Source organism: Pseudomonas sp. MF5691 (genome assembly GCF_016405645.1).
GTDB classification, from domain to species: domain Bacteria; phylum Pseudomonadota; class Gammaproteobacteria; order Pseudomonadales; family Pseudomonadaceae; genus Aquipseudomonas; species Aquipseudomonas shahriarae.
The window spans coordinates 1-22,559 of record NZ_JAEKDC010000042.1; the positions used below are offsets into that span (position 1 = coordinate 1).

At 62.1% G+C, this 22,559-nt stretch carries 18 protein-coding genes; 13 read left to right on the plus strand and 5 right to left on the minus strand.

What is annotated here, in order from left to right; genetic code table 11:
* Nucleotides 1-232: 232 nt before the first annotated feature.
* Together JFT44_RS27865 and JFT44_RS27870 are read right to left on the minus strand one after the other, a co-directional pair.
* Complete coding sequence (locus JFT44_RS27865; RefSeq protein WP_057438666.1) at nucleotides 233-703, minus strand: copper chaperone PCu(A)C; 471 nt, start codon at nucleotides 701-703, stop codon at nucleotides 233-235.
* On the minus strand, nucleotides 703-1,308 hold the full coding sequence (locus JFT44_RS27870) for an SCO family protein (RefSeq protein ID WP_057959858.1): 606 nt from the start codon (nucleotides 1,306-1,308) through the stop codon (nucleotides 703-705). The genes JFT44_RS27865 and JFT44_RS27870 overlap by 1 nt, the downstream gene beginning before the upstream one ends.
* A gap of 329 nt (nucleotides 1,309-1,637) precedes the next feature.
* Here JFT44_RS27870 and JFT44_RS27875 point away from each other — a divergent pair, with 329 nt between their 5' ends.
* From JFT44_RS27875 to hemN, 3 genes are all read left to right on the plus strand, one after another.
* Nucleotides 1,638-2,081, plus strand: coding sequence for a CopD family copper resistance protein (locus tag JFT44_RS27875; RefSeq protein ID WP_057959857.1), 444 nt, complete (start codon nucleotides 1,638-1,640; stop codon nucleotides 2,079-2,081).
* 93 nt (nucleotides 2,082-2,174) lie between these two features.
* A complete protein-coding gene (locus JFT44_RS27880) occupies nucleotides 2,175-3,500 on the plus strand; it encodes a coproporphyrinogen III oxidase (protein ID WP_076964892.1) in 1,326 nt (441 codons plus the stop codon).
* Complete coding sequence (gene hemN, locus JFT44_RS27885; RefSeq protein ID WP_076964893.1) at nucleotides 3,487-4,872, plus strand: oxygen-independent coproporphyrinogen III oxidase; 1,386 nt, start codon at nucleotides 3,487-3,489, stop codon at nucleotides 4,870-4,872. The genes JFT44_RS27880 and hemN overlap by 14 nt, the downstream gene beginning before the upstream one ends.
* Nucleotides 4,873-4,935: 63 nt before the next feature.
* On the opposite strand, the gene JFT44_RS27890 is transcribed toward hemN, so the two are convergent.
* Genes JFT44_RS27890 through JFT44_RS27900 form a run of 3 tightly spaced genes read right to left on the minus strand, consistent with a single transcriptional unit; the run spans nucleotide 4,936 to nucleotide 8,230 of the window.
* Nucleotides 4,936-5,781 carry a metal-dependent hydrolase gene (locus JFT44_RS27890; protein WP_076964894.1) on the minus strand — a complete coding sequence of 282 codons (846 nt, stop codon included), beginning with the start codon at nucleotides 5,779-5,781 and terminating at the stop codon, nucleotides 4,936-4,938.
* On the minus strand, nucleotides 5,781-6,677 hold the full coding sequence (locus tag JFT44_RS27895) for an SDR family oxidoreductase (RefSeq protein ID WP_076964895.1): 897 nt from the start codon (nucleotides 6,675-6,677) through the stop codon (nucleotides 5,781-5,783). Before JFT44_RS27895 ends, JFT44_RS27890 begins: the two co-directional genes overlap by 1 nt.
* Nucleotides 6,674-8,230, minus strand: coding sequence for an NAD(P)/FAD-dependent oxidoreductase (locus tag JFT44_RS27900; RefSeq protein ID WP_076964896.1), 1,557 nt, complete (start codon nucleotides 8,228-8,230; stop codon nucleotides 6,674-6,676). The genes JFT44_RS27895 and JFT44_RS27900 overlap by 4 nt, the downstream gene beginning before the upstream one ends.
* A 299-nt stretch (nucleotides 8,231-8,529) precedes the next feature.
* On the opposite strand from JFT44_RS27900, the gene JFT44_RS27905 reads away from it, so the two are divergent.
* The 10 genes from JFT44_RS27905 to JFT44_RS27950 all read left to right on the plus strand — a co-directional run bounded on the left by JFT44_RS27905 (nucleotide 8,530) and on the right by JFT44_RS27950 (nucleotide 22,225).
* A complete protein-coding gene (locus tag JFT44_RS27905) occupies nucleotides 8,530-9,528 on the plus strand; it encodes an alpha/beta fold hydrolase (protein ID WP_076964897.1) in 999 nt (332 codons plus the stop codon).
* Between the two features lie 326 nt (nucleotides 9,529-9,854).
* A complete protein-coding gene (locus JFT44_RS27910; RefSeq protein WP_057959850.1) occupies nucleotides 9,855-11,132 on the plus strand; it encodes an alkane 1-monooxygenase in 1,278 nt (425 codons plus the stop codon).
* A gap of 146 nt (nucleotides 11,133-11,278) precedes the next feature.
* Nucleotides 11,279-11,773: an alkane oxidation protein activator PraA gene (praA, locus tag JFT44_RS27915; protein ID WP_057438657.1), complete on the plus strand. Its 495-nt coding sequence runs from the start codon at nucleotides 11,279-11,281 to the stop codon at nucleotides 11,771-11,773.
* 129 nt (nucleotides 11,774-11,902) lie between these two features.
* Complete coding sequence (gene praB / locus JFT44_RS27920; RefSeq protein ID WP_076964898.1) at nucleotides 11,903-12,418, plus strand: alkane oxidation protein activator PraB; 516 nt, start codon at nucleotides 11,903-11,905, stop codon at nucleotides 12,416-12,418.
* A gap of 125 nt (nucleotides 12,419-12,543) precedes the next feature.
* The gene (locus JFT44_RS27925; protein ID WP_076964899.1) at nucleotides 12,544-13,986 is read left to right on the plus strand and encodes an outer membrane protein transport protein; all 1,443 of its coding nucleotides are present in this window, start codon (nucleotides 12,544-12,546) and stop codon (nucleotides 13,984-13,986) included.
* A gap of 295 nt (nucleotides 13,987-14,281) precedes the next feature.
* On the plus strand, nucleotides 14,282-16,807 hold the full coding sequence (locus tag JFT44_RS27930) for an acyl-CoA dehydrogenase (protein WP_057959847.1): 2,526 nt from the start codon (nucleotides 14,282-14,284) through the stop codon (nucleotides 16,805-16,807).
* A 143-nt stretch (nucleotides 16,808-16,950) separates the two neighbouring features.
* On the plus strand, nucleotides 16,951-18,294 hold the full coding sequence (locus JFT44_RS27935) for a 3-oxoacyl-ACP reductase (protein WP_076964900.1): 1,344 nt from the start codon (nucleotides 16,951-16,953) through the stop codon (nucleotides 18,292-18,294).
* A 2-nt stretch (nucleotides 18,295-18,296) separates the two neighbouring features.
* Nucleotides 18,297-19,199, plus strand: a complete 903-nt coding sequence (locus JFT44_RS27940; protein WP_076964901.1) for a MaoC/PaaZ C-terminal domain-containing protein — start codon at nucleotides 18,297-18,299, stop codon at nucleotides 19,197-19,199.
* Nucleotides 19,196-20,494: an acetyl-CoA C-acetyltransferase gene (locus JFT44_RS27945; protein ID WP_076964902.1), complete on the plus strand. Its 1,299-nt coding sequence runs from the start codon at nucleotides 19,196-19,198 to the stop codon at nucleotides 20,492-20,494. Before JFT44_RS27940 ends, JFT44_RS27945 begins: the two co-directional genes overlap by 4 nt.
* A 27-nt stretch (nucleotides 20,495-20,521) precedes the next feature.
* Entirely contained in the window at nucleotides 20,522-22,225 is a 1,704-nt protein-coding gene (locus JFT44_RS27950) for an AMP-binding protein (protein WP_057438654.1), read from the plus strand.
* The last annotated feature ends 334 nt before the right edge of the window (nucleotides 22,226-22,559 follow it).

Consider the following 22,559-nt stretch of genomic DNA (forward strand, 5'->3'; position numbering starts at 1 on the left):
CCCATCGCGGCGGCCCCCCAAATCAATGTCGGATGACGGGCACACCGAGCCTAGGCGAGGTGCCGAGTGGTGGGGCAAGAGCCCTTTTGGTTACTTTTGGGGCTCTTTTCCAAAAGTGACCCGCCGTAAGGGCGGAACCCTAAGTGGCCGTAACCGCAGCAACGGATATGTACACATACCCAGAAGAAGATACCTAAGGCCACCCCGAGCAAGCCAGCTCCCACCCTCAGGATCAATGGTTCATATGATGACCACCAGCACTACCCAGGCTGCGGGCCGGGGCCTGGATTTCGAGGGTCTGCTTGTCACCCTTGGCATCTTCCACCGTCAGGGTCAGCGGCACCTGGTCGCCTTCCTTGATCTGGCCCGTCAGGCCCATCAGCATCACGTGATAACCCTCGGGATCAAGCTTCACCGCCTGGCCGGCCGGCAGTGCCACGGCATCTACCGGGCCCATGCGCATGACGTCGTCTTTCATGCTCATCTCATGAATCTGCACTTCCTTGGCCACCGGGGACTTGACGCTCAGCAGCTTGCTGTCGCTGTCGGCGGTGAGGGTCATGAATGCCCCGCTCGAATGCTGCCCCGGTACGGTGGCGCGGGCCCAGGCATCGCTGACCTGGACCTGGGCGCTGGCGTGGGCGGCGAGGCCCAGCAGGGAGAGGCCGAGGGCGATGCGCTTGAGGGTGTGGACAGCAGTCATTAGCAGACCTCCATGACGGTGAGCAGGTCTTCTGCGCACTCTTTGGCGTTAAGGGATGCCGACAGGCCCAGGCGCAGGTTGCTGCGGGTGTCGAACACAAAACTGGTGGCGGTGTGGGACAGGGTGTAGGTGTCGCCTGCGGGGATCTTTTCATAAAAGATCCCGAACTCCTTGGCGGCCACGGCGATTTCTTCCGGCGTGCCGTAGAGCGCTTCGAAGCTGGGGTCGAAGGCCTTGACGTAGGCGTCGAGCACTTCGGGCGTATCGCGTTCCGGGTCCAGGGTGATAAAGATCACCTGCATGATTTCGCCGTCGCGGCCCATCAGCTTCTTGGCCTGGGCCATGCGCGCCAGGGTGGTGGGGCACACGGCCGGGCACTGGGTGAACCCGAAGAACACCACCGGCATCAAGCCGCGAAACGAAGTCAGGGTCACGGTTTCGCCGGCGGTATTCTTGAGCTTGAACGTGCGGCCCATGATCTTGTTGCTCAGATCCTTGCCGTACTTGAAATTCAGCTTGGGGCCGGTGTCACAGCCGCTCAGCAGGCCCAGGCCCAGCAGGCCCATACCGGTGAGGACCTTGCGGCGGGTGAGTAACGTATTCATGAAGTGGGCGTCCCGTGAAGCGCCTGACGGCTGCGCATAACAGGTCAGTCAGGCTTTGAAAAGCGGTGAACAAGCAGGGTGGGTAGTCTACCGGTGTTGATCACGCTTGATAATCTGCGACGTTCTGCCACAGGGGCGGTCGCCACCTTACCAGCCGAGGGGGCGATTGCGTCTGTGGCACACTGTCGCAGACGCCTTGAAACGCCCGGCGTACAAGGCTTTGGGCAAATGTTTCAACGATTATCAGGGCTCTTGACCCGCATCAAGGCAGCGTCCCCCCGGCCTGGGGCACAGTCACGCCATACGGACCGGCCCACTGTGAGGCGCTGATGCTCTATCTCCTGTTTCTGCTGGCCCATCTGTTCGCGGCGCTGATGTTTATCGGCACGGTGTTCTTTGAAGTACTGATCCTCGCCAGCGTGCACAAGCAACTGCCGGCCCGCGTCATGCTGCTGGTGGAGCAGGGCATCGGCAACCGTGCCAGGGCCTTGATGCCGTGGGTGCTGCTGGTGCTGTTCGGCGCGGGTATCGGCATGGTCTGGTTGCGCTATCTGCCGGTGCTGGCGGCGCCATCGAGTTCGGCATTCGGCGCCTTGCTGACCCTCAAGTTGATCCTCGCCGCCAGTGTGCTGATGCATTTTTTGCTGACGGTGTGGCTGATGCGTCGTGGGCGGGTCAGCGCGGCCTATTTGCGCTTCGTTCATCTGAGCCTGTTCTGCCATATGGTCGCCATTGTGTTGCTGGCCAAAAGCATGTTTTACATCACCTGGTAACCCCCCTCGTATTCCCTGGCCTTGATGCATATCAAGGTGCGCTGTCCGGTCGCACCGCACAATGATCCACCGTAGCCAGACCCGGAGGCCGTCATGCTCACTGTCATTCATCCCGCCCGCGAGTGGCGCCTGCGCCGTGACCAAAGCGTGCTGGACCAGGGCCAGGTCGACATCGGCAAATTTCATACGGGGATCGGCTCCCTCGACCTGTTGCGCGCCATGCGCAGCAGTCGCCAGCGCCAACGCCCCTTGGCGCTGAACCTGCAATGGCCGGCGGGCCTGGTGGCCGATGACTACCTGGACGCGTTGGAGCAGGAAATCCACCTGGTCGGTTGCCACGTGGGCGGGCGCCAGCCGGTGGATCAATTCCATCTGGGCGGCGCTACCCCGGCGATGGCCGACCTGCAGCGGTTGATGGCGCACCTGCGCAGTCGCCTGCATTTTCTCGAGCATGACCAGGGTGACTACAGCCTCGACCTCGACCCGCTGCACACCGACTGGGCGACCATGGGCCGCCTGCGTGAACTGGGCTTCAATCACATCAATATCGGCGTGTCGGATGCCAGTAGCGACGTCACACCTTCGGTGGCCGGCTATCAAGACCCGGCGCCCATCCAGTCGCTGATCGACGCGGCGCGCACCCTGGGCTTTCGCTCGGTGAATGTCGACCTCGGGTATGGCCACGCCTGGCAGACCTGCAACAGCTTTGCAGCCAAGCTGGCCAGCCTGATCGCCCTCGAGCCGGACCGCCTGCAAGTGTTCGACTATGCCCAGGCCCCCCGGCGCTACCAGCAGCAACGGGCGCGGGCGCTGTCGTCGAATGCCGACAAGTGCGCGATGCGCGCGATCGCCTTCCAGCACCTGGAAGCTGCCGGTTATCACTACATTGGCCTGGGCCAGTTCGTACGCCCTGACGATGACCTGGCGCTGGCCCAGGAACACGGACGCCTGAGCCGCAATTGCCAGGGCTTTACCCGTCATGGTTACTGCGACCATATCGGCTTTGGCCTGGGCGCCATCAGCCAGCTCGACAACCTGTATGCGCAAAACACCGACGACCTGGCGCGCTATCGTCAGCAGTTGGACAGCGACCTGTTGCCCACCGCCCGCGGCTGGCGCTGCGAGGCGGGCGATCAGATCCGTCAGCATGTCATGGAGCGCCTGGCCTGTGACCTGGAGTTGGATATCCAGGCGCTGGAGCGCCGTTATGGTGTGATTTTTTCCCGCTACTTTTCGGCGATCTGGCCGTTGCTGGAGCATCTGCACCAGGACGGCCTGATCGACTTGTCCGAGCGCTTCCTCTGTGTGCTGCCTGCGGGCCGGCAGCGGGTCGAAGCCCTCTGCGCGCTGTTTGACCGGGCAGGCAGCGCGGTTCCCCCTTGCTCCAACGATGAGACCATCGACCATGAAAGCGTTTGAGTTCAACCGGGCCCTGGTGCAGAAATACGACCGCCCGGGGCCGCGCTACACCTCGTACCCGACGGCGCCGCAGTTTCATTCGGCGTTTGCCCTGGATGACTATCGGCAGGCAGTAGCGGCCAGCAACCATGGGGTGGCCCCCAAGGCCTTGTCGGTATACATCCATATACCGTTCTGCCAGAGCCTTTGTTACTACTGCGGTTGCCACAAGATCATCACGCGCAAGACCCATCGCGCCGTGGAGTACCTGAGCTACCTCAAGCGCGAAATCCAGATGCAGGCCGCGCTGTTCGACCGCACGCGGCCCCTGACCCAGTTGCACCTGGGGGGCGGTACGCCGACCTATCTGGACGATGCGCAACTGGCCGAGTTGATGGCAAGCCTGGCGCAGGGCTTCAGCCTGGATACCAGCGACAACCATGAGTTTTCCATTGAGGTCGACCCGCGCACCATCAGCGTGGAACGCATCCATAACCTGCGCGGGCTGGGCTTCAATCGCCTGAGTTTTGGTGTGCAGGACTTTGATGCCGATGTGCAGGCGGCGGTCAATCGCGTGCAGAGCGAAGAGCAGATTGTGCAGTTGGTCGCGGCCGCCCGGCAGGCACGCTTCAAGTCCATCAGCGTGGACCTGATCTACGGCCTGCCATTGCAGACCGTGGCCAGTTTCGACGTGACCCTGGGCAAGCTGATTGCCCTGCGCCCGGACCGTGTGGCGGCCTACAGCTACGCGCATTTGCCCACGCAAATCCGCGCCCAGCGCATGATCCGCCCCGAAGACATGCCACCGCCGGAGCGCAAGCTGGAGCTGCTGGAGTTGACCATTCGCCGGCTGACCGAAGCGGGTTATGTGTACATCGGCATGGACCACTTTGCCTTGCCCGACGACGAACTGGCCCTGGCCCGGGCCAATGGCACCTTGCAGCGCAATTTCCAGGGCTACTCGACCCATGCCGATTGCGACCTGATCGGGCTGGGCGTGTCGGCCATCGGCAAGGTGGGCGACAGCTACAGCCAGAGCGTCAAGGAGTTGTCCCAGTACTACGCGCGGATCGACGCCGGGTTGTTGCCGGTGCAGCGCGGCTACCGCCTGAACGCCGATGACGTGTTGCGCCGGGACGTGATCAACGGCCTGATGTGCCATGGGCGCATTGACTTTGCCGGGGTCGAGGCGGGGCATGCGATCCGCTTTACCGAATACTTTGCCCAGGCGTTGTCACAGTTGGATGAGCAAGTGGCGGATGGTTTGCTGCATGTCGAGGACGATGGGGTGCAGTTGCTGCCCCAGGGGCAACTGATGGTGCGCAGCGTGGCGATGGCGTTTGATGCGTACCTGGGTGGGCAGCAGAAGGGGCAGTTTTCCCGCACGGTCTGACCACCGAATCCACCCTTGTGGCGAGGGGACAAGCCCCCTCGCCACAGCCCCCCTCACCACGGCTCAGGTATAGGCACCTGCCGCGCCGTTGGTGCGCTCAATCTCTTCCACCAGCTTATCAATCCCCTCCAAGCGTGCCCGGTTGTCGTGATCCCATGGATGAAACCCCGGCTTGAAATACTGCAGCCACGGCCGCGCCATGCGCGGGAACACGCCCTTGGGCCCGTAGAGAAACTTCAGCATCCGCCAGAAACCCTTCAGATGCCCGCCCGCGCGGCGATCGGCGATCAGCAGGCGCAGGTGGAAATCAAACACCACCAGCCAGAAAAACACCGTGGTGAACAGCATGGTCCCGGTGCGCAGCAGATAGCGCTTGGGCCCTGGTTTGATCACGCTGTTCCACACATCAAAGGCCACGGCCTTGTGCTCGGTTTCTTCGAGGGCATGCCAGTACCACATCTGTTGGTAGCCTTTGAGCGAATCACCAAAACGCGTGGGGTCGCTGAGCAGGATTTCCGCGAGCATCGCCGTGTAGTGTTCCAGGGCGATGGTCACCGCCAGGTTGAAGGACGGCGGCAAGTGCTTCTTTTGCAGGTCGAGCATAAATTTCAAGCGGCGGTCCAGCAGGTGGGCCGGCAGACCGGCGGCTTGAAGCAGCTCGTTGTAGGCCACGTGCTCGCGGCTGTGCATGGCCTCCTGGCCGATAAAACCCTGGATCTCCTTTTTCAACGCCGGGTCGTCGATGCGCTGGCGATAGTGGCGCACGCTGTCCATGAAGAACAATTCGCCCTGGGGAAACAGCAACGACAGGGCATTGAAAAAGTGCGTGATGAACGGGCCTTGCTCGTGCCAGTCCTTGATGCGTTCGGCAGGCAGGGTAAAACGCAGGTCGCGGCGAATGGGCAGCATTATGGCGACTCCTGTTCAGAGAGGGGGGAGGGTGGCAGGGCCTTGCGCTGTTTCGGTGCCATGCGCCGGCTGGCGAACACCACCAGCCCTTGGTAGGCCGCCGGCAGCCAGCGCGCGAGCAGGTCCAGGGCGTAGGCGTCGCGGCCGATCAGCACGCGGCGCTTGTTCTTGCGCACGCCCTGCAGGATGACCTTGGCGGCCTGGTCGGCGTCGGTGATAAACAGTTTTTCGAAGTCGGCGCGGGCCTGTTGTTCGCTGTGGATCAGGAACCCGGTCATGTTCGCGTCGATCCGGCTGCTGCGGCAGATGTCGGTGCGGATCCCACCGGGATGCACGCAGGTGGCCGAGACGCCGCTGCGTTGCAAATCCAGCTCCTGGCGCAGGGACTCGGTAAAGCCGCGCACCGCGAACTTGGTGGCGTTGTAGCCGCTCATGCCGGGCTGGGCGAACAGGCCGAACACGCTGGAGGTGTTGACCACATGCCCCTCGCCGCTGGCCTTGAGGTAGGGCAGAAAGGCCTTGGTGCCGTACACCACCCCCCAGAAATTAATGCCGACGATCCACTCCAGGTCGGCGTAGTCCACACCTTCCACGGTGCTCGACAGGGCCACCCCGGCATTGTTGAAAATCAAATTCACCTGGCCGTGTTCTGCCGCGCAACTGGCGGCCCAATCCTCCATGGCCTGGCGGTCGGCAACATCCACCTCCCTTGACGTCACGCGGATCGGCGCCAGGCTGCTGCGCTGGATCAGCTCCACGGTTTGTTGCAGGCCGGCCTGGTTCTTGTCCGCCAGGGCCAGGTGACAACCCTCGCGCGCCAGGGCCAGGGCCAAGGCGCGGCCCATGCCGGACGCGGCACCGGTGATGGCCGCCACGCGGCCATTGAATGACTTCATGACAGGCTTCCTTCTGCGGTGGCATGGGGTGGCGCGACGGGACGCGGTGTGGCGCCGGTCAATAGTGGCGTGACCTGATAATCGCGTAGGGCGAACTGGCGGGTGACCTGTTTGAAGCGCCAGGTCGAGCCGGGCCACAACGTCGTATTTTTGCCGGTGCGCGGGTCGAGGTACCAACTGCGGCAGCCGCCGGTGTTCCAGATAGTGCGCTGGAGTTTTGCCTGGATTTGCTGGTTGTAGGCGCTTTCCACGGCTGGCTTGACCTCGACCGTGGCGATTTGCTGGCGGCGCATCTGTTGCAGGGCATCGAGGATGTAGGTGACCTGTGCCTCGATCATCAGAATCATCGAGTTGTGGCCCAGCCCGGTGTTGGGCCCGACGATCAGGAACAGGTTCGGATAGCCCGGCACGGTGGTGCCCTTGTACGCATGGGCGCCATCGCGCCAGGCCTCCATCAGGTCAATGCCGCCGCGCCCGATGATGCAGTCGCGGGGCAGGGGATCGGTAGCCTGGAACCCGGTGCCGAAGATCAGGCAATCAGCCGGGTGCTTGATGCCATCGGCGGTGACGACCCCGTCGGCCTCGATTCGCAGTACAGCGTCGGTGACCACTTCGACATTGCTGCGTGACAGCGCTGGGTAGTAGTCGTTGGAGATCAGTACGCGCTTGCAGCCGATGGTGTAATCCGGCCGCAGGACTTTGCGCAGGGAAGGGCGCGCCACTTGTTTGTGCAGATGGCGCACGGCGATTTTCTGCACCACTTTCATCAGGCGCGGGTGCAGCGCAAAGCCCACCACCCGACCTTCCAGGGCCCAGTAGAAAGCCCCGCGCACCAGGCGCTGGGTGAACGGCAGATGCTTGAACACCCAGCGCTCAAAACCTGAAATGGGGCGGTCCGGCTTGGGCATGATCCACGGCGGGGTGCGCTGGAACAGGTCCAGGTGCGCCACGTGGGGGGCGATACGCGGCACGAACTGGATCGCACTGGCGCCGGTGCCAATCACCGCCACACGCTTGCCCTTGAGTGAATAGTCGTGGTCCCAGTGCTGGGAGTGAAAGCGCTTGCCCTTGAAACTGTCCAACCCCGGAATATCCGGCAGTGCCGGGCGGGACAGTCCCCCCATCCCCGACACCAGTACCCGTGCACTGACGCGGCGGCCATTGCTGAACTGCAATTGCCAGCGTTGCAGTTGCTCGTCGAACACCGCCTGTTGCAGGCCCATGCCAAAACGCAGGTACGGCGCCAACTCAAAGCGCTGTGCGCAATGTTCCAGGTAGGCACGGATTTCCGCCTGGGGGGCGAACTGGCGGGTCCAGTCGGGGTTGGGCGCAAAGGAAAACGAATAGACGTGGGATTGCACATCACAGGCGCAGCCCGGGTAGTGGTTGTCGCGCCAGGTGCCGCCCAGGGAGTCGGCCTGTTCGGCAATAAAGAAGTCGTCGAGCCCGGCTTGCTTGAGTTTGATCGCCATGCACAGGCCGGCGAAGCCTGAGCCAATGATCGCGATATCGACGCAATCTGCCGGGCCGCTTGGCTGGGTAGAGGCATTCATAGGGTGTCCCTCGTGGGCTGTGGGCGCCTTACGGGTGTTGACATCGGATGTGCTCCTTTTTTGTTTTGGCTTTTAGATAGAACACCATTGCAAAGAAAAATTGTATTTATTATTTTAAAAAAGATTTTAAATAATCTACCTGAAAATGTCGTCTACGCTAGACCCTTGTCCTTTATGTGCGATTTGTCCGACGGACGAACGCTTGACGCACGCAGTTGAAGTCCAGGGTGTGGACGATGGCTGAGGTCTTGACCAATATCGGTCGGATCGCCAGCAGCAGGGAAGCAGAGGACCGAGCTATGGCTGTCGAATGGGTTGTCGCTGCGGGTGTGTTTATGGCTGCCAGTGCGGCGTTATGGGGCTTGAGTGCCTGGATGACGCGCCGTATCGAAGCGGCTGTTCCAAGTAACGGGCGCTTTCTGGAGGTGGATGGCGAGCGCTTTCATTATGTAGACGAGGGCAAGGGCCCGCCGCTGGTGATGATCCACGGCCTGATGGGCAGCAGTCGTAACCTGACCTATGCCTTGGCCGCACAACTGCGCGAGCACTTTCGGGTGATCACCCTGGACCGACCCGGCTCAGGCTATTCCACCCGCCGCAAAGGCACCGGTGCCGACCTGCCAAGCCAGGCCCGGCAAGTGGCGACCTTTATCCAGACCCTGGACCTGGGCCAGCCCCTGGTGCTGGGGCATTCCCTGGGCGGGGCGATCTCCCTGGCCCTGGCCCTGGACCATCCCCATGCGGTGTCCGGGTTGGTGCTGGTGGCACCCCTGACCCATCCCCAGCGCATGCTCCCCCTGGTGTTTCTATCGTTGGCGGTGCGCCCGGCCTGGCTGCGGCGCTGGGTGTCGCGCACGCTGACGGTGCCCATCGGCATGCTCAGCAGTGGTGCGGTGGTCAAGGGCGTGTTCGCTCCCGACCCGGCGCCGGCCGACTTCGCCACCCGTGGCGGCGGCCTGCTGGGGATGCGCCCCGATAACTTCTATGCCGCTTCCACCGAAATCAGTCTGGTCAACGATTACCTGCCCGAGATGGTCAAGCGCTACCCGCAACTGCGCCTGCCCATCGGCCTGATCTATGGCTCGCGGGACAAGGTGCTGGACTTCCGCAAGCACGGCCAGGCCCTGGCAGACAAGGTGCCAGGGCTGAAGCTGCAGCTGGTCGAAGGCCGTGGCCATATGCTGCCAATCACCGCCACCGAGCGCGTGGCGGCACTGGTCGAGCAGGTGGCCAAGCGCAGCAAGCCGGTGGCAAGCGCCACGGTGTTGCACCCGCCGTTTGCGCTGGCGAGTAAATAATCGTGAACCCCACGGCGTGGTCGAAAGTCGCTAACGCTTGCCCTAGACACCTGACCGAACGGATGAAAAAGAGACTGGCCGGTCACGTAAAAAAGGCCCCGAAAAAGTAGTTGACGACCTATCGATTCCGCGCTATTTATTTAAAAAAATATTTCAATATTTATTTTGAAATGATTTTTGAAATGCCTAAGAGCGAATAAAATAATGAAAAAAACGCCTTTTATCGCATGGTTTGTTTCAAGTGGCCTTCAGTGCCGCCTGAACCGCTTTTCTGCCTCTTTTGCTTCGCTCTCACTCTCTGCCGCGCAGTGCGCCCGGAGGTTGCCATGAATCAGACCCTGGCCGCCCCCCACGTCTGGACCGACGGCAAGCGCCACCTGTGGTGGCTCGGCATCATGCCTCTGGCGACCCCGCTGCTGTCCGGCGCCCTGGCCATCACTACCGGCGTACAACAACTGTGGTGGGTCGGTGTACTGGTGATTTTCGGCCTGATCCCGCTGATCGACGGCCTGCTCGGCGAAGACGTCAGCAACCCACCGGAATCCGCTGTCAGCGGCCTTGAATCGCAGAAGTACTACCGCTGGATCGTCTACACCGGGGTGTTGTTCGTTATTTCCTCGGTGGTGATCACCGGTTGGCTGGCCGTCAGCGGCATCGACTGGATGATCAGCGGCGGGCTGCTGCAACTTACCGCCTCCCTCGATCCTTCGAGCTGGATGGCGCAAACCGCCAGCTTCCTGACGGCCCGGGTGCAGTTGCACGGTGAGGTCAGTGGGTTTACCTACCTGGGCATGGCCATGTCCACCGGCGCTGCCACCGGCATCGCGATCAACACCGCCCATGAACTGGGGCACAAGCCGCGCCTGCTGGAGATTGTGCTGGCGAAGATCACCCTGGCGCCGACCTTCTACGGGCACTTCTACACCGAACACAACCGTGGCCATCACGTACGCGTTGCCACCCCGGAAGATCCGGCCAGCTCGCGACTGGGGGAGAGCTTCTGGGCCTTCCTGCCGCGCTCGGTGTGGTTCAGTGCGCGCTCGGCCTGGAACCTGGAACGCGAACGCCTGCGCAAGCTCGGCCTGCCGGCGTGGCACTGGAAGAACGGCGTACTCAGCGCCTGGATGTACAGCGTGGTGTTGTGGGGCGCGATGATCGCCTGGCTGGGCATGGCGGTGATTCCCTTCCTGTTGATCCAGGGCATCTACGGCTTCTCGTTGCTGGAAGTGGTGAACTATGTCGAGCACTACGGGCTTAAACGCCAGAAGTTGCCTAACGGCCGTTATGAACGGTGTTCGCCGCGCCACTCGTGGAACAGTAACCGTATTGTCACCAATATCTTTCTGTTCCAGTTGCAGCGCCACTCTGATCATCACGCCAACCCGACTCGCAGTTATCAGTCGTTGCGCCACTTTGATGAATCGCCGCAACTGCCGTATGGCTACGCCAGCATGATTGTCTGGGCCTATATCCCTTACTTATGGCGCCGGCGTATGGATCACCGGGTACTACGGCATTATTCGGGGGATGTCACCCTGGCCAATATCCAGCCATCCAAACGCTTGAAGATACTGGAGAAGTACGGCAAGACCAGCACCTTCTAATGTGAATTAACTGTTGTAGGGCGCACTCGGGATCTGTGTATCGCGCAGGTTTTCATCGCCCACGGTTTGCCGGTTTCGAGTGCTGCTTAGTTGCAAGAAAGTTGTTTGACCCTAACAAAAATAAAATCAAGGGAAGGACGTACACCATGCAAACACCTGCCAAGTTCACTGCGCATATCGTGCTCGCTGCACTGGGGCTTATTGCCTATCACCAGGCCCAGGCCGCCCGTATCGAACCCGCCGGCAGCGCCTTCACTGCCCAGGGCCCCATCAGCTTTTCCAAGGGCGCGCTGATCAGCGCCGACTGCACCATCAAGGTGGCCGGCAAGGTCGCGGCCGATGGTTCGCAAGTCAATGTCGACAAGGTCGAGTTTGACGGTGGCCTCAAGTGCAGCCGCGTCGAAGCCATCAACCTGCCGTGGATATTAGTGGCCAGGGATGCCAGGAGCGGCTCCATGTCGAAGATCAGCGTCGATGTGCACGCCTTTGGCCTGGGCGGCAAGTGTGGCCCGTCCACTGCCGAAGGCACCTGGGATAACGCCACCGGCAAGTTGGAAGCGGTCAATGTGCCGATTGGCGAAGACTGCAAGATCAAAACCGTGTCGATCAAGATGCCGCCGACGTTCAAAGTCGTCGAGTAAACCCCCGAATTTGTAGCGGTAAATGAATTGAAATTTGGCTGGAAAGGGAAGTTCTGCTGTTTCTCCGTGACCTCTCGATCATGGCCATTACCCCGGCGAAATGACTCGCCATACATGTGAGGAAAAATAATGAAAAGTTTGAAAACCCTCGTTTGTGTAAGTTCGTTTGCTCTGTGCTTTGGCGCGGCTTCGATGGCCAGTGCGGCGTCTTTTAGTCCAATTGGAGCGACGTTTACTACAGGGGCGACTGGGAGCATTGTTGTTAAATCACCTTCGTCGTTTCAGCAGCCCGTAACATGTAAGGCTGTATTCGAAGGCAAGGTGCGCCCTGATGGTAAGGCAGATATCACCAAAGTAACTATCTCTCCAGGATCAAGCGTGCTGTGCAACCTACCCAATATCACTGGTTTGCCTTGGTTGCTGGAAGCCACCAGCACAAGTGCCGGTAAAGCTTACAACGTTGGTTACACGATCACTTCGTTCCCTCCAACCAACTGCGGCCCTACGGCTATCGATGTAGCGCTGGCCTCAACCCCAGCTCCGTCTCCAAGTATCACTCTTGCTGCGACCAACCAGCCGCTTAGCGGCAGTTGCACGGTGGTGACACTGAACGTAGGCGCTACCGGCGTCACCATTGTTCCTTGATGCCGGCACTTCGGAAATAGGCTTGATCACCCGGTGAAAAACAGGTGCCTCGTCAGAGGCATCTGTTGAGGTAAAGCCGTTCGGTCCAACCGGCTGTGACAAATAAAAACAATAAGGAGTGACGCATGAATAATATGAAGCAGCAGGCCCAGGCGTTGTTAGGCCTGGCATTGTTGGGCGGGCTGATCGCCTCAGCGGGAACCGTTCAGGCGGGTGGTTTCATGACGCCAACCGCAAACACTGCTGGTTGGGGCCGGGCGTTTGGTGGGGGGTCGATGTTCAAGAACGACCCGTCATCGGCGTACAACAACCCTGCTGCCATGGCTTTCATTGACAAGACCATTTCGCAGTTCACCATCAACTACGCAAACATCGACATCAAATACAAAGGGTCGGCGTATGACTACGCTGGCAATCCGACGTCCAACACGGTCTATGATCCCAATACTGGCGAGTTAACATCGACACCTCGCACCGGTAATGGCGGTCAAGGCGGCTTCGAAGCGTGGGTACCCACTGGCTTCATGGTGATCCCGATCAACGATCGTTTTGCCTTTGGTTTGAGCCAAGTGGTGCCGATGGGCGCGCGCACAACCTGGGATGAGGATTGGAAAGGTCGCGACTTCGCGGTGGACACCCGCATCGAAACCGTGGGCCTGACCGGCTCCCTGTCGTTCAAGGTCAATGATGAGTTTTCCATCGGTGGTGGTGCGATTCTCCAGCACACCAAAGGCTTTGTGAGCCAGAACGTCGATCTGTATGCCGCTGCTGCGCAGTCGCCGGACTTCGGGATGATTCCGTTCCCGGCCGGCCAGGGCTTCGCCTTGATGCGGGTCAAAGTCGACAATAACTCCCTGGGTTGGTTTGCGGGGATGACCTGGAAACCCACGGCGCAGGACACCCTGGGCTTGAACTATCACGCCAAGATCAAGAACAAGCTGGAGGGAAAGTACAACATGTACGCCGATCCAGGCTCGGAAGGGCTGATGACCACCCCGGTGGTCGACGGTAAAACCCTGGTCGAGTTGGCTTACCCTGGGCTGAAACTGTATCCGGGCGGTGCCAATGCCTCCACGCAACTGGATATCCCTGCCAACGCGTCCCTGGACTGGGTACACGACTTCTCTGACCGCCTGGCCCTGGGCGCCAGTGTGACCTGGACCCAATGGTCCTCCTTCGAGGCGCTGACCTTGAAGTCCAATGGCAGCACCATCGTGTCGATCCCGTACAAGTACAAGAACACCTGGATGTATTCGTTCGGCGGTGACTACAAACTCACGGATGACTTTACCGTGCGTGCCGGTGTGGCCTTCGACCAGACCCCAACCCGCAACTCCACCCGTGACCCGCGTATCCCGGATGGGGATCGCACCTTCGCTTCCCTGGGCTTTGGCTACAACATCCGCGCCATTCCGGGCCTGAGCATCGACGGCGCGTATTCCCGCCAGTTTGTGGAGACCGTCAAGCTCAAGACCAAGAACGTTGACCGTCTTGGCGCAGCGTCGCTGGATGGCAAATCCGAGGCCAAGGGCGAAGTGGTCAGCCTGTCGGCTACCTACGCCTTCTGACCTGGGGTTGTATCTGCGTAGTGCCTGGGTAAACGCGTAGTCAGCGCATCTTTCTACTGCGTTTACCCGGTGCTCCACCTGTGGGGCGCCCACGCGACCCCTGGTGATTTCCTTCTCCCTTTAACACTTCGGCTGACGCGTTCGGCCGAGAATTATTTCGCAAAGACATTAAATAAAAATTTCAAAACAAAATTTGAATTTGGCTTTTCAAGTTTGTAGTGTGGTGATCAGTCGCAGGCCGTACCGACCTGCTGCTGTGCGTGCCGTGCCCTGAATAATAAGTAGAGGTATCTCCATGGTTATCTGGTTATTGGCGGGACTCGCTGTGGCGACTGCCCTGGCGTATCGACAAGCGGCAGCCACCCTGTGGCTGGGTGCTGGCCTGGCCTGGTTGGCGGGCGGCTATCTGTTCAATGTGGTTGCAGGGTTTGGCCTGAGCGTTGCGGCGTTGCTGGTGGTGGTACCGGCGCTGCTGATGAGCATCAAGCCCCTGCGTCGCACGCTGTTGACCAGCAGGGCCCTGGGTCTGTTTCGCACGATCATGCCGGCCATGTCCGACACTGAACGCGCGGCTATCGAGTCCGGCACCGTGTGGTGGGACGCCGAGTTGTTCAGCGGCAAACCCAATTGGCCGCGCCTGCTGCAAGCCGCGCCGGCACGCTTGAGCGCCGAAGAACAGGCCTTTCTCGACAACGAAGTAGAAACCCTCTGCGACATGGCCAACGACTGGGAAACCACCCAGGTCTGGCAGGACCTGTCGCCCGAAGGCTGGCAGTACACCAAGGACGCCGGCTTCCTCGGCATGATCATTCCCAAGCAATATGGCGGCAAAGGCTTCTCCCACTATGCCCATTCGCAAGTGGTGATGAAGCTGTCGACCCGTTGCTCGGCGGCAGCGATTTCGGTGATGGTCCCCAACTCCCTGGGCCCCGCCGAACTGTTGCTGCATTACGGCACCGACGCCCAGCGCAATTACTACCTGCCGCGCCTGGCCCGTGGCGAAGACATCCCGTGCTTTGCCCTGACCAGCCCCTATGCCGGCTCCGACGCCGGGGCGATTCCCGACCTGGGCATCGTCTGCAAGGGCATGCATGAAGGCCAGGAAGTGCTGGGCTTCAGCGTGACCTGGGACAAGCGCTATATCACCCTCGGCCCCATCGCCACGGTGCTCGGCCTGGCCTTTCGCGCCGAAGACCCTGACGGCCTGCTGGGCCAGCCCGGCTCGCTGGGCATCACCTGCGCGTTGATCCCCACTTCCCATCCCGGGGTGAACAGTGGTCGCCGCCATTGGCCCCTCAATGCGGTGTTCCAGAACGGCCCGACCACCGGCAAGGACGTGTTTATCCCCCTGGAGTGGGTGATCGGCGGCCGCGAGCAAGTGGGCAACGGCTGGCGCATGCTGATGGAATGCCTGGCCGCCGGGCGCGCGATTTCCCTGCCGTCGGCCAACGTCGGCCTGGGCAAGGTGGCGGTACGCGGTACCACGGCCTACGCGGCGATGCGCAAGCAGTTCGGCCTGCCGATTGGCAAGTTTGAAGGGGTGCAGGCGCCCCTGGCACGTATGGCCGGGCACCTGTATGCCTGCGATGCGGTACGCAAAGTGTCGGTGGCGTCGTTGGATGCCGGCGAGAAACCCTCGGTTATCTCGGCGATTGCCAAATACCACGTCACCGAGCGTGCGCGGATCATCGTCAACGATGGCATGGACATCGTCGCCGGCAAGGGTATTTGCATGGGGCCCAACAACTTCCTGGCCCGTGCCTATCAACAAAGCCCCATCGCGATCACGGTGGAAGGCGCGAATATCATGACCCGCTGCCTGATCATCTACGGTCAGGGCCTGATCCGTTGCCACCCCTACGTATTCCGAGAAATGGAAGCGGCGCGCAACACTGATAATCGCCAGGCGTTGCTCGAGTTCGACAGCGCCATGTTCGGTCACCTGAGTTTTGTGCTGGCCAACACCGTACGTGCGGCAGTGCATTCCCTGACAGGCGGACGGCTGATTGGCGTACCGGCCAAGACGGATCCGGCGCTGGCGTCCTACTACCGCCAGGCCAATCGGCTGTCGGTGGTGCTGGCGTTGATTTCCGATATTTCCATGGGCGTGCTGGGCGGCGCGCTCAAGCGCAAGGAAAGCATCACCGGGCGCCTGGGCGATATTCTGTCCCAGCTCTACATCCTGTCCTGCGTGCTCAAACGCTTTGAGGACGATGGCCGGCCCCAGGCCGACCTGCCGTTGGTGCATTGGTCGGCCCAGGATGCCTTGTTGCGGGCCCATGAAGCCCTGGCCGAGGTGCTCGACAATTATCCTTCGACGCCGGCTGCGGCAGTGATGCGTGGCTTGAGCTTCCCGTTCGGCATTCCCCAGCGCAAACCCTCCGACCGCCTGCTGGCCCAAGTGGCCGAGCTGGTGCAGACCCCGGGCGAAAGCCGCGACCGTTTGCTGGCCAATTCCTACATCCCGCGTCCGGAAGTCGACAAGCTGGCCTATGGCGAACTGGCGTTCCGCCTGCTACCCCAGGTGGAGTTGATCGAAGGGCGGCTCAAGGCGGCGGTCAAGCAAGGCACCCTCGGCCCGATGCCGATCAGCAGCACGGCCTTTACCGCCTGGCGCATCAAGGCCCGCGCCCTGGATTTGATCAGCGCCGACGAAGACGCCTTGCTGGCGCGCTATGTGGAATACGCCGATCACGGCATCCAGGTGGATGACTTCCCACAGGACTTCGGGTTGCTGGAGGCCTTGCAAAAGCGCCAGCAAACGTTGGAACAAGCGGCCAAACCCAGCAGCAAAAAACGTGAAAACGCCCCGGTGAACTAGAAACGAGCGCGCTCAATGGGGGAGCGGGCTTGCCTGTGATAGCGGTGTATCTGCGCCACAGATGCAATCGGATCCACCGCCATCGCAGGCAAGCCAGCTCCCAAAAGGGGTTGGATTTGCAGGTCAGGAAAACGGATTGATTTATGAGCGACAGCTACCTTTCTTTTGTTAATTCTGCCTGGGGCCGTCGTCTGGCCCAGGCTATCGGCTTGCCGCAACCCTTGGCCCTGCAACGTCACCGCAGCGGCCAGCAGGGCCTGGCCAACCCGGTGATTATCGCTGGGGCAGGGCGCCTGGCGGACGAAGTGCGGCGCCTCTTCAAGGCCACCGACACCGTGCCGGCCCAGGCCGCCACGCTCAAGGCGCCGTCCACGGTCAAGGTCCAGGGCGCGGTGTTCGATGCCAGCGCCGTGGTCGACCTCAAGCAACTGGACGAACTCTACGAATTTTTCCATGCCAACGCCCGGCGCCTGGGGCCGCACGCGCGGGTGGTGGTGCTGGGCACCGCGCCCGAACACTGCCAGGACTTGCCCCAGGCCATCGCCCAGCGAGCTCTGGAGGGCTTGGTGCGATCCTTGGCCAAGGAGCTGCGGCGGGCGATCACCGTGCAGTTGATCTATGTCGCGCCGGGTGCCGAGCAGGCCCTGGACAGCAGCTTGCGCTTCTTCCTGTCGCGGCGTTCGGCCTATGTCTCGGGGCAGGTGGTGCGCCTGGAAAAACCGGTCGATGCCGCCCCCGCCATCAACTGGGACAAACCCTTCAGCGGCCGCCGCGCCCTGGTCACTGGGGCCTCCCGTGGCATCGGCCTGGCCATCGCCCAGGTGCTGGCCCGTGACGGCGCGCACGTGGTGTGCGTGGATGTGCCGCAAGCGCTGCCCTCCCTGGAGCAGGCGGCCAGCAGCGTCGGCGGCCAGGCCTGGGCGCTGGACATCACCGGCGCCGATGCGCAGCAGCAGTTGCAGGCCTATGTGGCCGAGCATGGCGCGTTTGATGTGGTGGTGCACAACGCCGGGATCACCCGCGACAAGACCATCGCCAAGATGACCGAAACCGCCTGGCGCAGTGTGCTGGCAGTCAACCTCGAAGCGCCGTTGCAGTTGAGTGAAGCCTTGTTGCAAGGGCAGGGGCTCAAGGCCGGTGGGCGGATTGTGTGCGTGTCGTCGATCTCCGGGATCGCCGGCAACCTGGGGCAAAGCAACTACGCCACCTCCAAGGCCGGGGTGATTGGCCTGGTGCAGGGCCTGGCGCCAGTGGCGGCGGCGCAGCAGGTCACGGTCAACGGCGTGGCGCCGGGGTTTATCGAGACCCAGATGACCGCGAAAATCCCGCTGATGATTCGCGAAGCGGGGCGGCGCATGAACTCCCTGTCCCAGGGCGGGCAACCCATCGACGTCGCCGAAACCATCGCCTGGCTGGCGCACCCGGCTTCGGGCGGGGTCAACGGCCAGGTGGTGCGCGTATGTGGCCAAAGCCTGTTGGGAGCCTGAGCATGGACGACGTGACGCAGATTATCGACCCGCCACCGTCGCGCAATCGCCTGCTGCTGGACGGCCTGTTGGCGATGCGCAAACCCAGGCTGGAAGGCGCCCCCACGTTGCCCCGGGAGCGCCTGGTGCGCTCGGCGGTGGAGTTGAGCGCCCATGCTATTGCGGCTTATGGCCGGGCCTGTGGCTTTCGGCGCGAGCAAGGGGTGCCGCTGTCCTACCCCCATGTGCTGGCGTTCCCCTTGCACTTGATGTTGCTGACGCGCCCGAGCTTTCCGTACCCGGCCAGCGGCATGGTGCATCTGGCCAATCGCATTCGCCAACATCGACGCCTGCAGGAAGGTCAGGCCCTACGCCTGGAAGTGTTTGCCGAGCGCTGGGTGGCCCATGCCAAGGGCCAGGCCTTGAGTATTGCCACCCACGCTTACAGCGCGGGCGAGTTGGTGTGGCAAAGCGAAAGCCTGTACCTGCGTCGCGATGTCGCCAACCCGGTGGGCGAGCCATGGGGCGACAGCCTGGCATTGCCCGAAGAGGGCGTGCGGCGCACCCAGCGTTGGGTGTTGCCAGCGGACCTGGGGCGGCGTTTTGCCAAGGTGTCGGGGGATTTCAACCCGATCCATACCTCGCGGATCGGCGCGCGGCTGTTCGGTTTTCGCCGGGCCATCGCCCATGGCATGTGGACCCTGGGCCGCGCCCTGGCCGCCCAGCAACCCCCAGGCGGGCTGGACGTGGCCGAGGCCCATTGCGATTTCAAGTTGCCGATCTTCCTGCCCGGCCAGGTCGCCCTGTGGAATGCCCCGGCAGACGGCCCGCGCCGTGCATTCGAGGTGCGCAATCCGGCCGGGGACAAACCCCACATGCGTGGCCTGTTTATCTGGACCTCGCGTTTTGATGAGAGTCGTTCATGAGTGACTACAGCTTCAGCCCCGCCCCGACGCGCCGCGTGGCGATTGTCGGCGGCAACCGCATTCCGTTTGCCCGCTCCAACACGGTATACGCCCACGACAGCAACCAGGATTTGCTGGTGGCCGCGCTGCAAGGCCTGGTGGACCGCTACAACCTCCACGGCCTGCGCCTGGGCGAGTTTGCCGCCGGCGCGGTGATCAAACACTCGCGGGACTTCAACCTGGCCCGTGAGTCGCTGCTGTCCACCACCCTGTCCGCCGAGACCCCGGCCTACGACCTGCAGCAAGCGTGCGGCACCGGCTTGGAGGCGGCGTTGCTGGTGGCCAATAAAATCGCCCTCGGCCAGATTGATGTGGGGGTTGCCGGGGGCGCCGATACCACCTCCGACGCGCCCATCGGCATCAACGAATCCCTGCGCCGCACGCTGCTGGCGGCCAACCGCGCCAAGGGCAGCGGCAACAAGTTGCGCAGCCTGTTGCAGGTGCGCCCCTCGATGTTTTTCAAGCCGCTGCTGCCGCGTAATGGCGAGCCGCGTACCGGCTTGTCCATGGGCGAGCACTGCGAAGAAATGGCCAAGCGCTGGCAGATCAAGCGCCTGGCCCAGGACGAACTGACCCTGACCAGCCACCAGCGCCTCGACGCGGCCTATAAAAACGGCTTCTTCGACGACCTGATCAGCCCCTATCGCGGCCTGTCCCGCGACAACAACCTGCGCGCCGATGCCAGCCTGGAGAAGCTCGCCAGCCTGTCCCCGGCCTACGATCGGCAGAACGGCACCCTCACGGCCGGTAACTCCACGCCGCTGACCGATGGCGCCTCGGTGGTGCTGCTGGCCAGCGAGGAGTGGGCCGCCGCTCGTGGCCTGCCGGTGCTGGCCTACCTGCGTACCGGCGAGACCGCCGCGGTGAACTTCGTCGACGGCAGCGAAGGCTTGCTGATGGCCCCGGCCTACGCCGTGCCCCGCATGCTCGCACGCGAAAACCTGAGTTTTGCCGATTTCGATTTCTTCGAGATCCACGAAGCCTTCGCCGCCCAGGTGCTGTGCACCCTCAAGGCCTGGGAAGATGCCGATTACTGCCGTGAGCGCCTGGGGCTGGAGGCGCCACTGGGGGCTATCGACCGCGCCAGGATGAACGTCAATGGCGGCTCGCTCGGTTGCGGTCATCCCTTTGCCGCCACCGGTGGCCGCCAGTTGGCGGCGCTGGCCAAGGCCATTCACCTGCGCGGTGGCGGACGCGGTTTGATTTCCATCTGTGCCGCCGGCGGCCTGGGCATTACCGCCATCATTGAAAAGTAGCCGTACAACAACAATAAGGAGACTGCGATGAACGCTGTAAGCCTGGACCAAACCGAACGTATCTGGCTGAACGCTTATCTGCCTGGGGTGCCCAGCGACATCGACGCCGGCATCGAGGACTACCCGTCGTTGCGCGAGGTGTTTCTCGAACATTTGCACAAATACCGCGACCGCGTGGCCTACGTCAGCATCGGCACCGAAATGACCTACGCCACCTGGCAGGCCCAGGGCATCGCCTTTGCCGCCTGGCTGCAGGCCCAGGGCGTGCGCAAGGGCGATCGCGTGGCGTTGATGATGCCCAACTGCTTGCAGTATCCGATCTGTCTGTTGGGCACCATCCTTGCCGGTGCGGTGGTGGTCAACGTCAACCCTTTGTACACCTCCCACGAACTCAAGCACCTGCTCAAGGACAGCGGCGCCGAGACCGTGGTGATCTTCGAGAACTTCGCGCACACCCTGGAAAAAGTTGTGGCCGGCAGCACGGTCAAGCGCGTGGTCATTGCGGCCATCGGCGACCTGCTCGGCACCTTCAAGGGCGCGGCGATGAACTTCATCCTGCGCCGAGTGCAGAAGCAGGTGCCGGCCTACAACCTGCCGGGTGCGCTGCGTTTCAACCAGACGCTCAAGCAGGGCCGGGGCCTGACCCATACGCCGGTGCCGCTGGCGCGTGAAGAACTGGCGTTCCTGCAATACACCGGCGGCACCACCGGCGATGCCAAGGGCGTGATGCTCAGCCACCGCAATATCATCGCCAACCTGTTGCAGGCCAAGGCGTGGGTGGGCGATCAACTGGACCAGAACCAGCAGGAAACCAACGTCACGTTGTTGCCGCTGTACCACATCTTTTCCCTGACCGTGAATTGCCTGATGTTCATGTGCCTGGGCGGGCGCAATATCCTGATCGCCAACCCACGGGACGTGAAGCGGGTGCAGATGATCCTGCGCAAGGAGCGTTTCAACGGCATTGCCGGGGTCAACACGTTGTTCAACGGCTTGCTGGAGAACGCAGAGTTCCGCGCCCGGGACTTTTCCGACCTGCGCCTGGTCATCGCCGGCGGCATGGCCACGCACACCGCGGTGGCCAAGCGCTGGAAGGAAGTCACCGGGCTGCCGATCATCGAGGGTTACGGCCTGACGGAGTGCTCGCCGGTGGTGAGCATCAGCCCTATCGACATCTCGCGCATGCGCGAGATGGAATTTACCGGCAGCATCGGCGTGCCACTGCCATCGACCTGGGTGCGCTTTATTCGCGAGGACGGTGAACTCGCCGACATCGGTGAACCGGGTGAACTGCAGGTGCGCGGCCCGCAGGTGATGCAGGGCTACTGGCAGCGCCCCAAGGAAACCGCCGAAGTGCTGGATGCCGAGGGCTGGCTGTCCACCGGGGATATCGGGGTGATGAATGAACAGGGCTTCATCCGCCTGGTGGATCGCAAGAAGGACATGATCCTGGTGTCGGGTTTCAACGTGTACCCCAATGAAATCGAAGACGTGGTGGCGTTGCACCCGGGCGTTGCGGAAGTGGCGGCGATTGGTGTGGAGGATGGGGTGACCGGAGAGAAGGTGAAGATTGTCGTGGTGCGCCGCGACCCCAGCCTGACCCAGGAGCAGCTGTTGGCGCATTGCCGGGAATACCTGACGGGGTACAAGGTGCCGAAGTTTGTCGAGTTTCGCGTCGAGGAATTGCCCAAGACTACGGTGGGCAAGGTCCTGCGCCGCGCATTGCGCTGACTTGATGCGGTCTAATGGGGGAGCGGGCTTGCCCGCGATGACGGAGTGCTAGTCAATACATTTGCTGACTGACAGTCTGCCATTGCGGCATGATTAGCTACACAACTCTCTTTTCGGGATGTGTACATATCCGTTGCTGCGGTTACGGCCACTTAGGGTTCCGCCCTTACGGCGGCTCACTTTGGAAGAGCGCCAAAGTAAGCAAAACGCTCTTGCCCCACCACTCGGTGCCTCGCCTAGGCTCGGCATGCCCGCAGTCAGGCATTGCTCCGTGGGCCCGCCGCGATCGGCCATCCCTGGCCGTGTCGCGGCTACCCCGGCATCCATGCCGGGG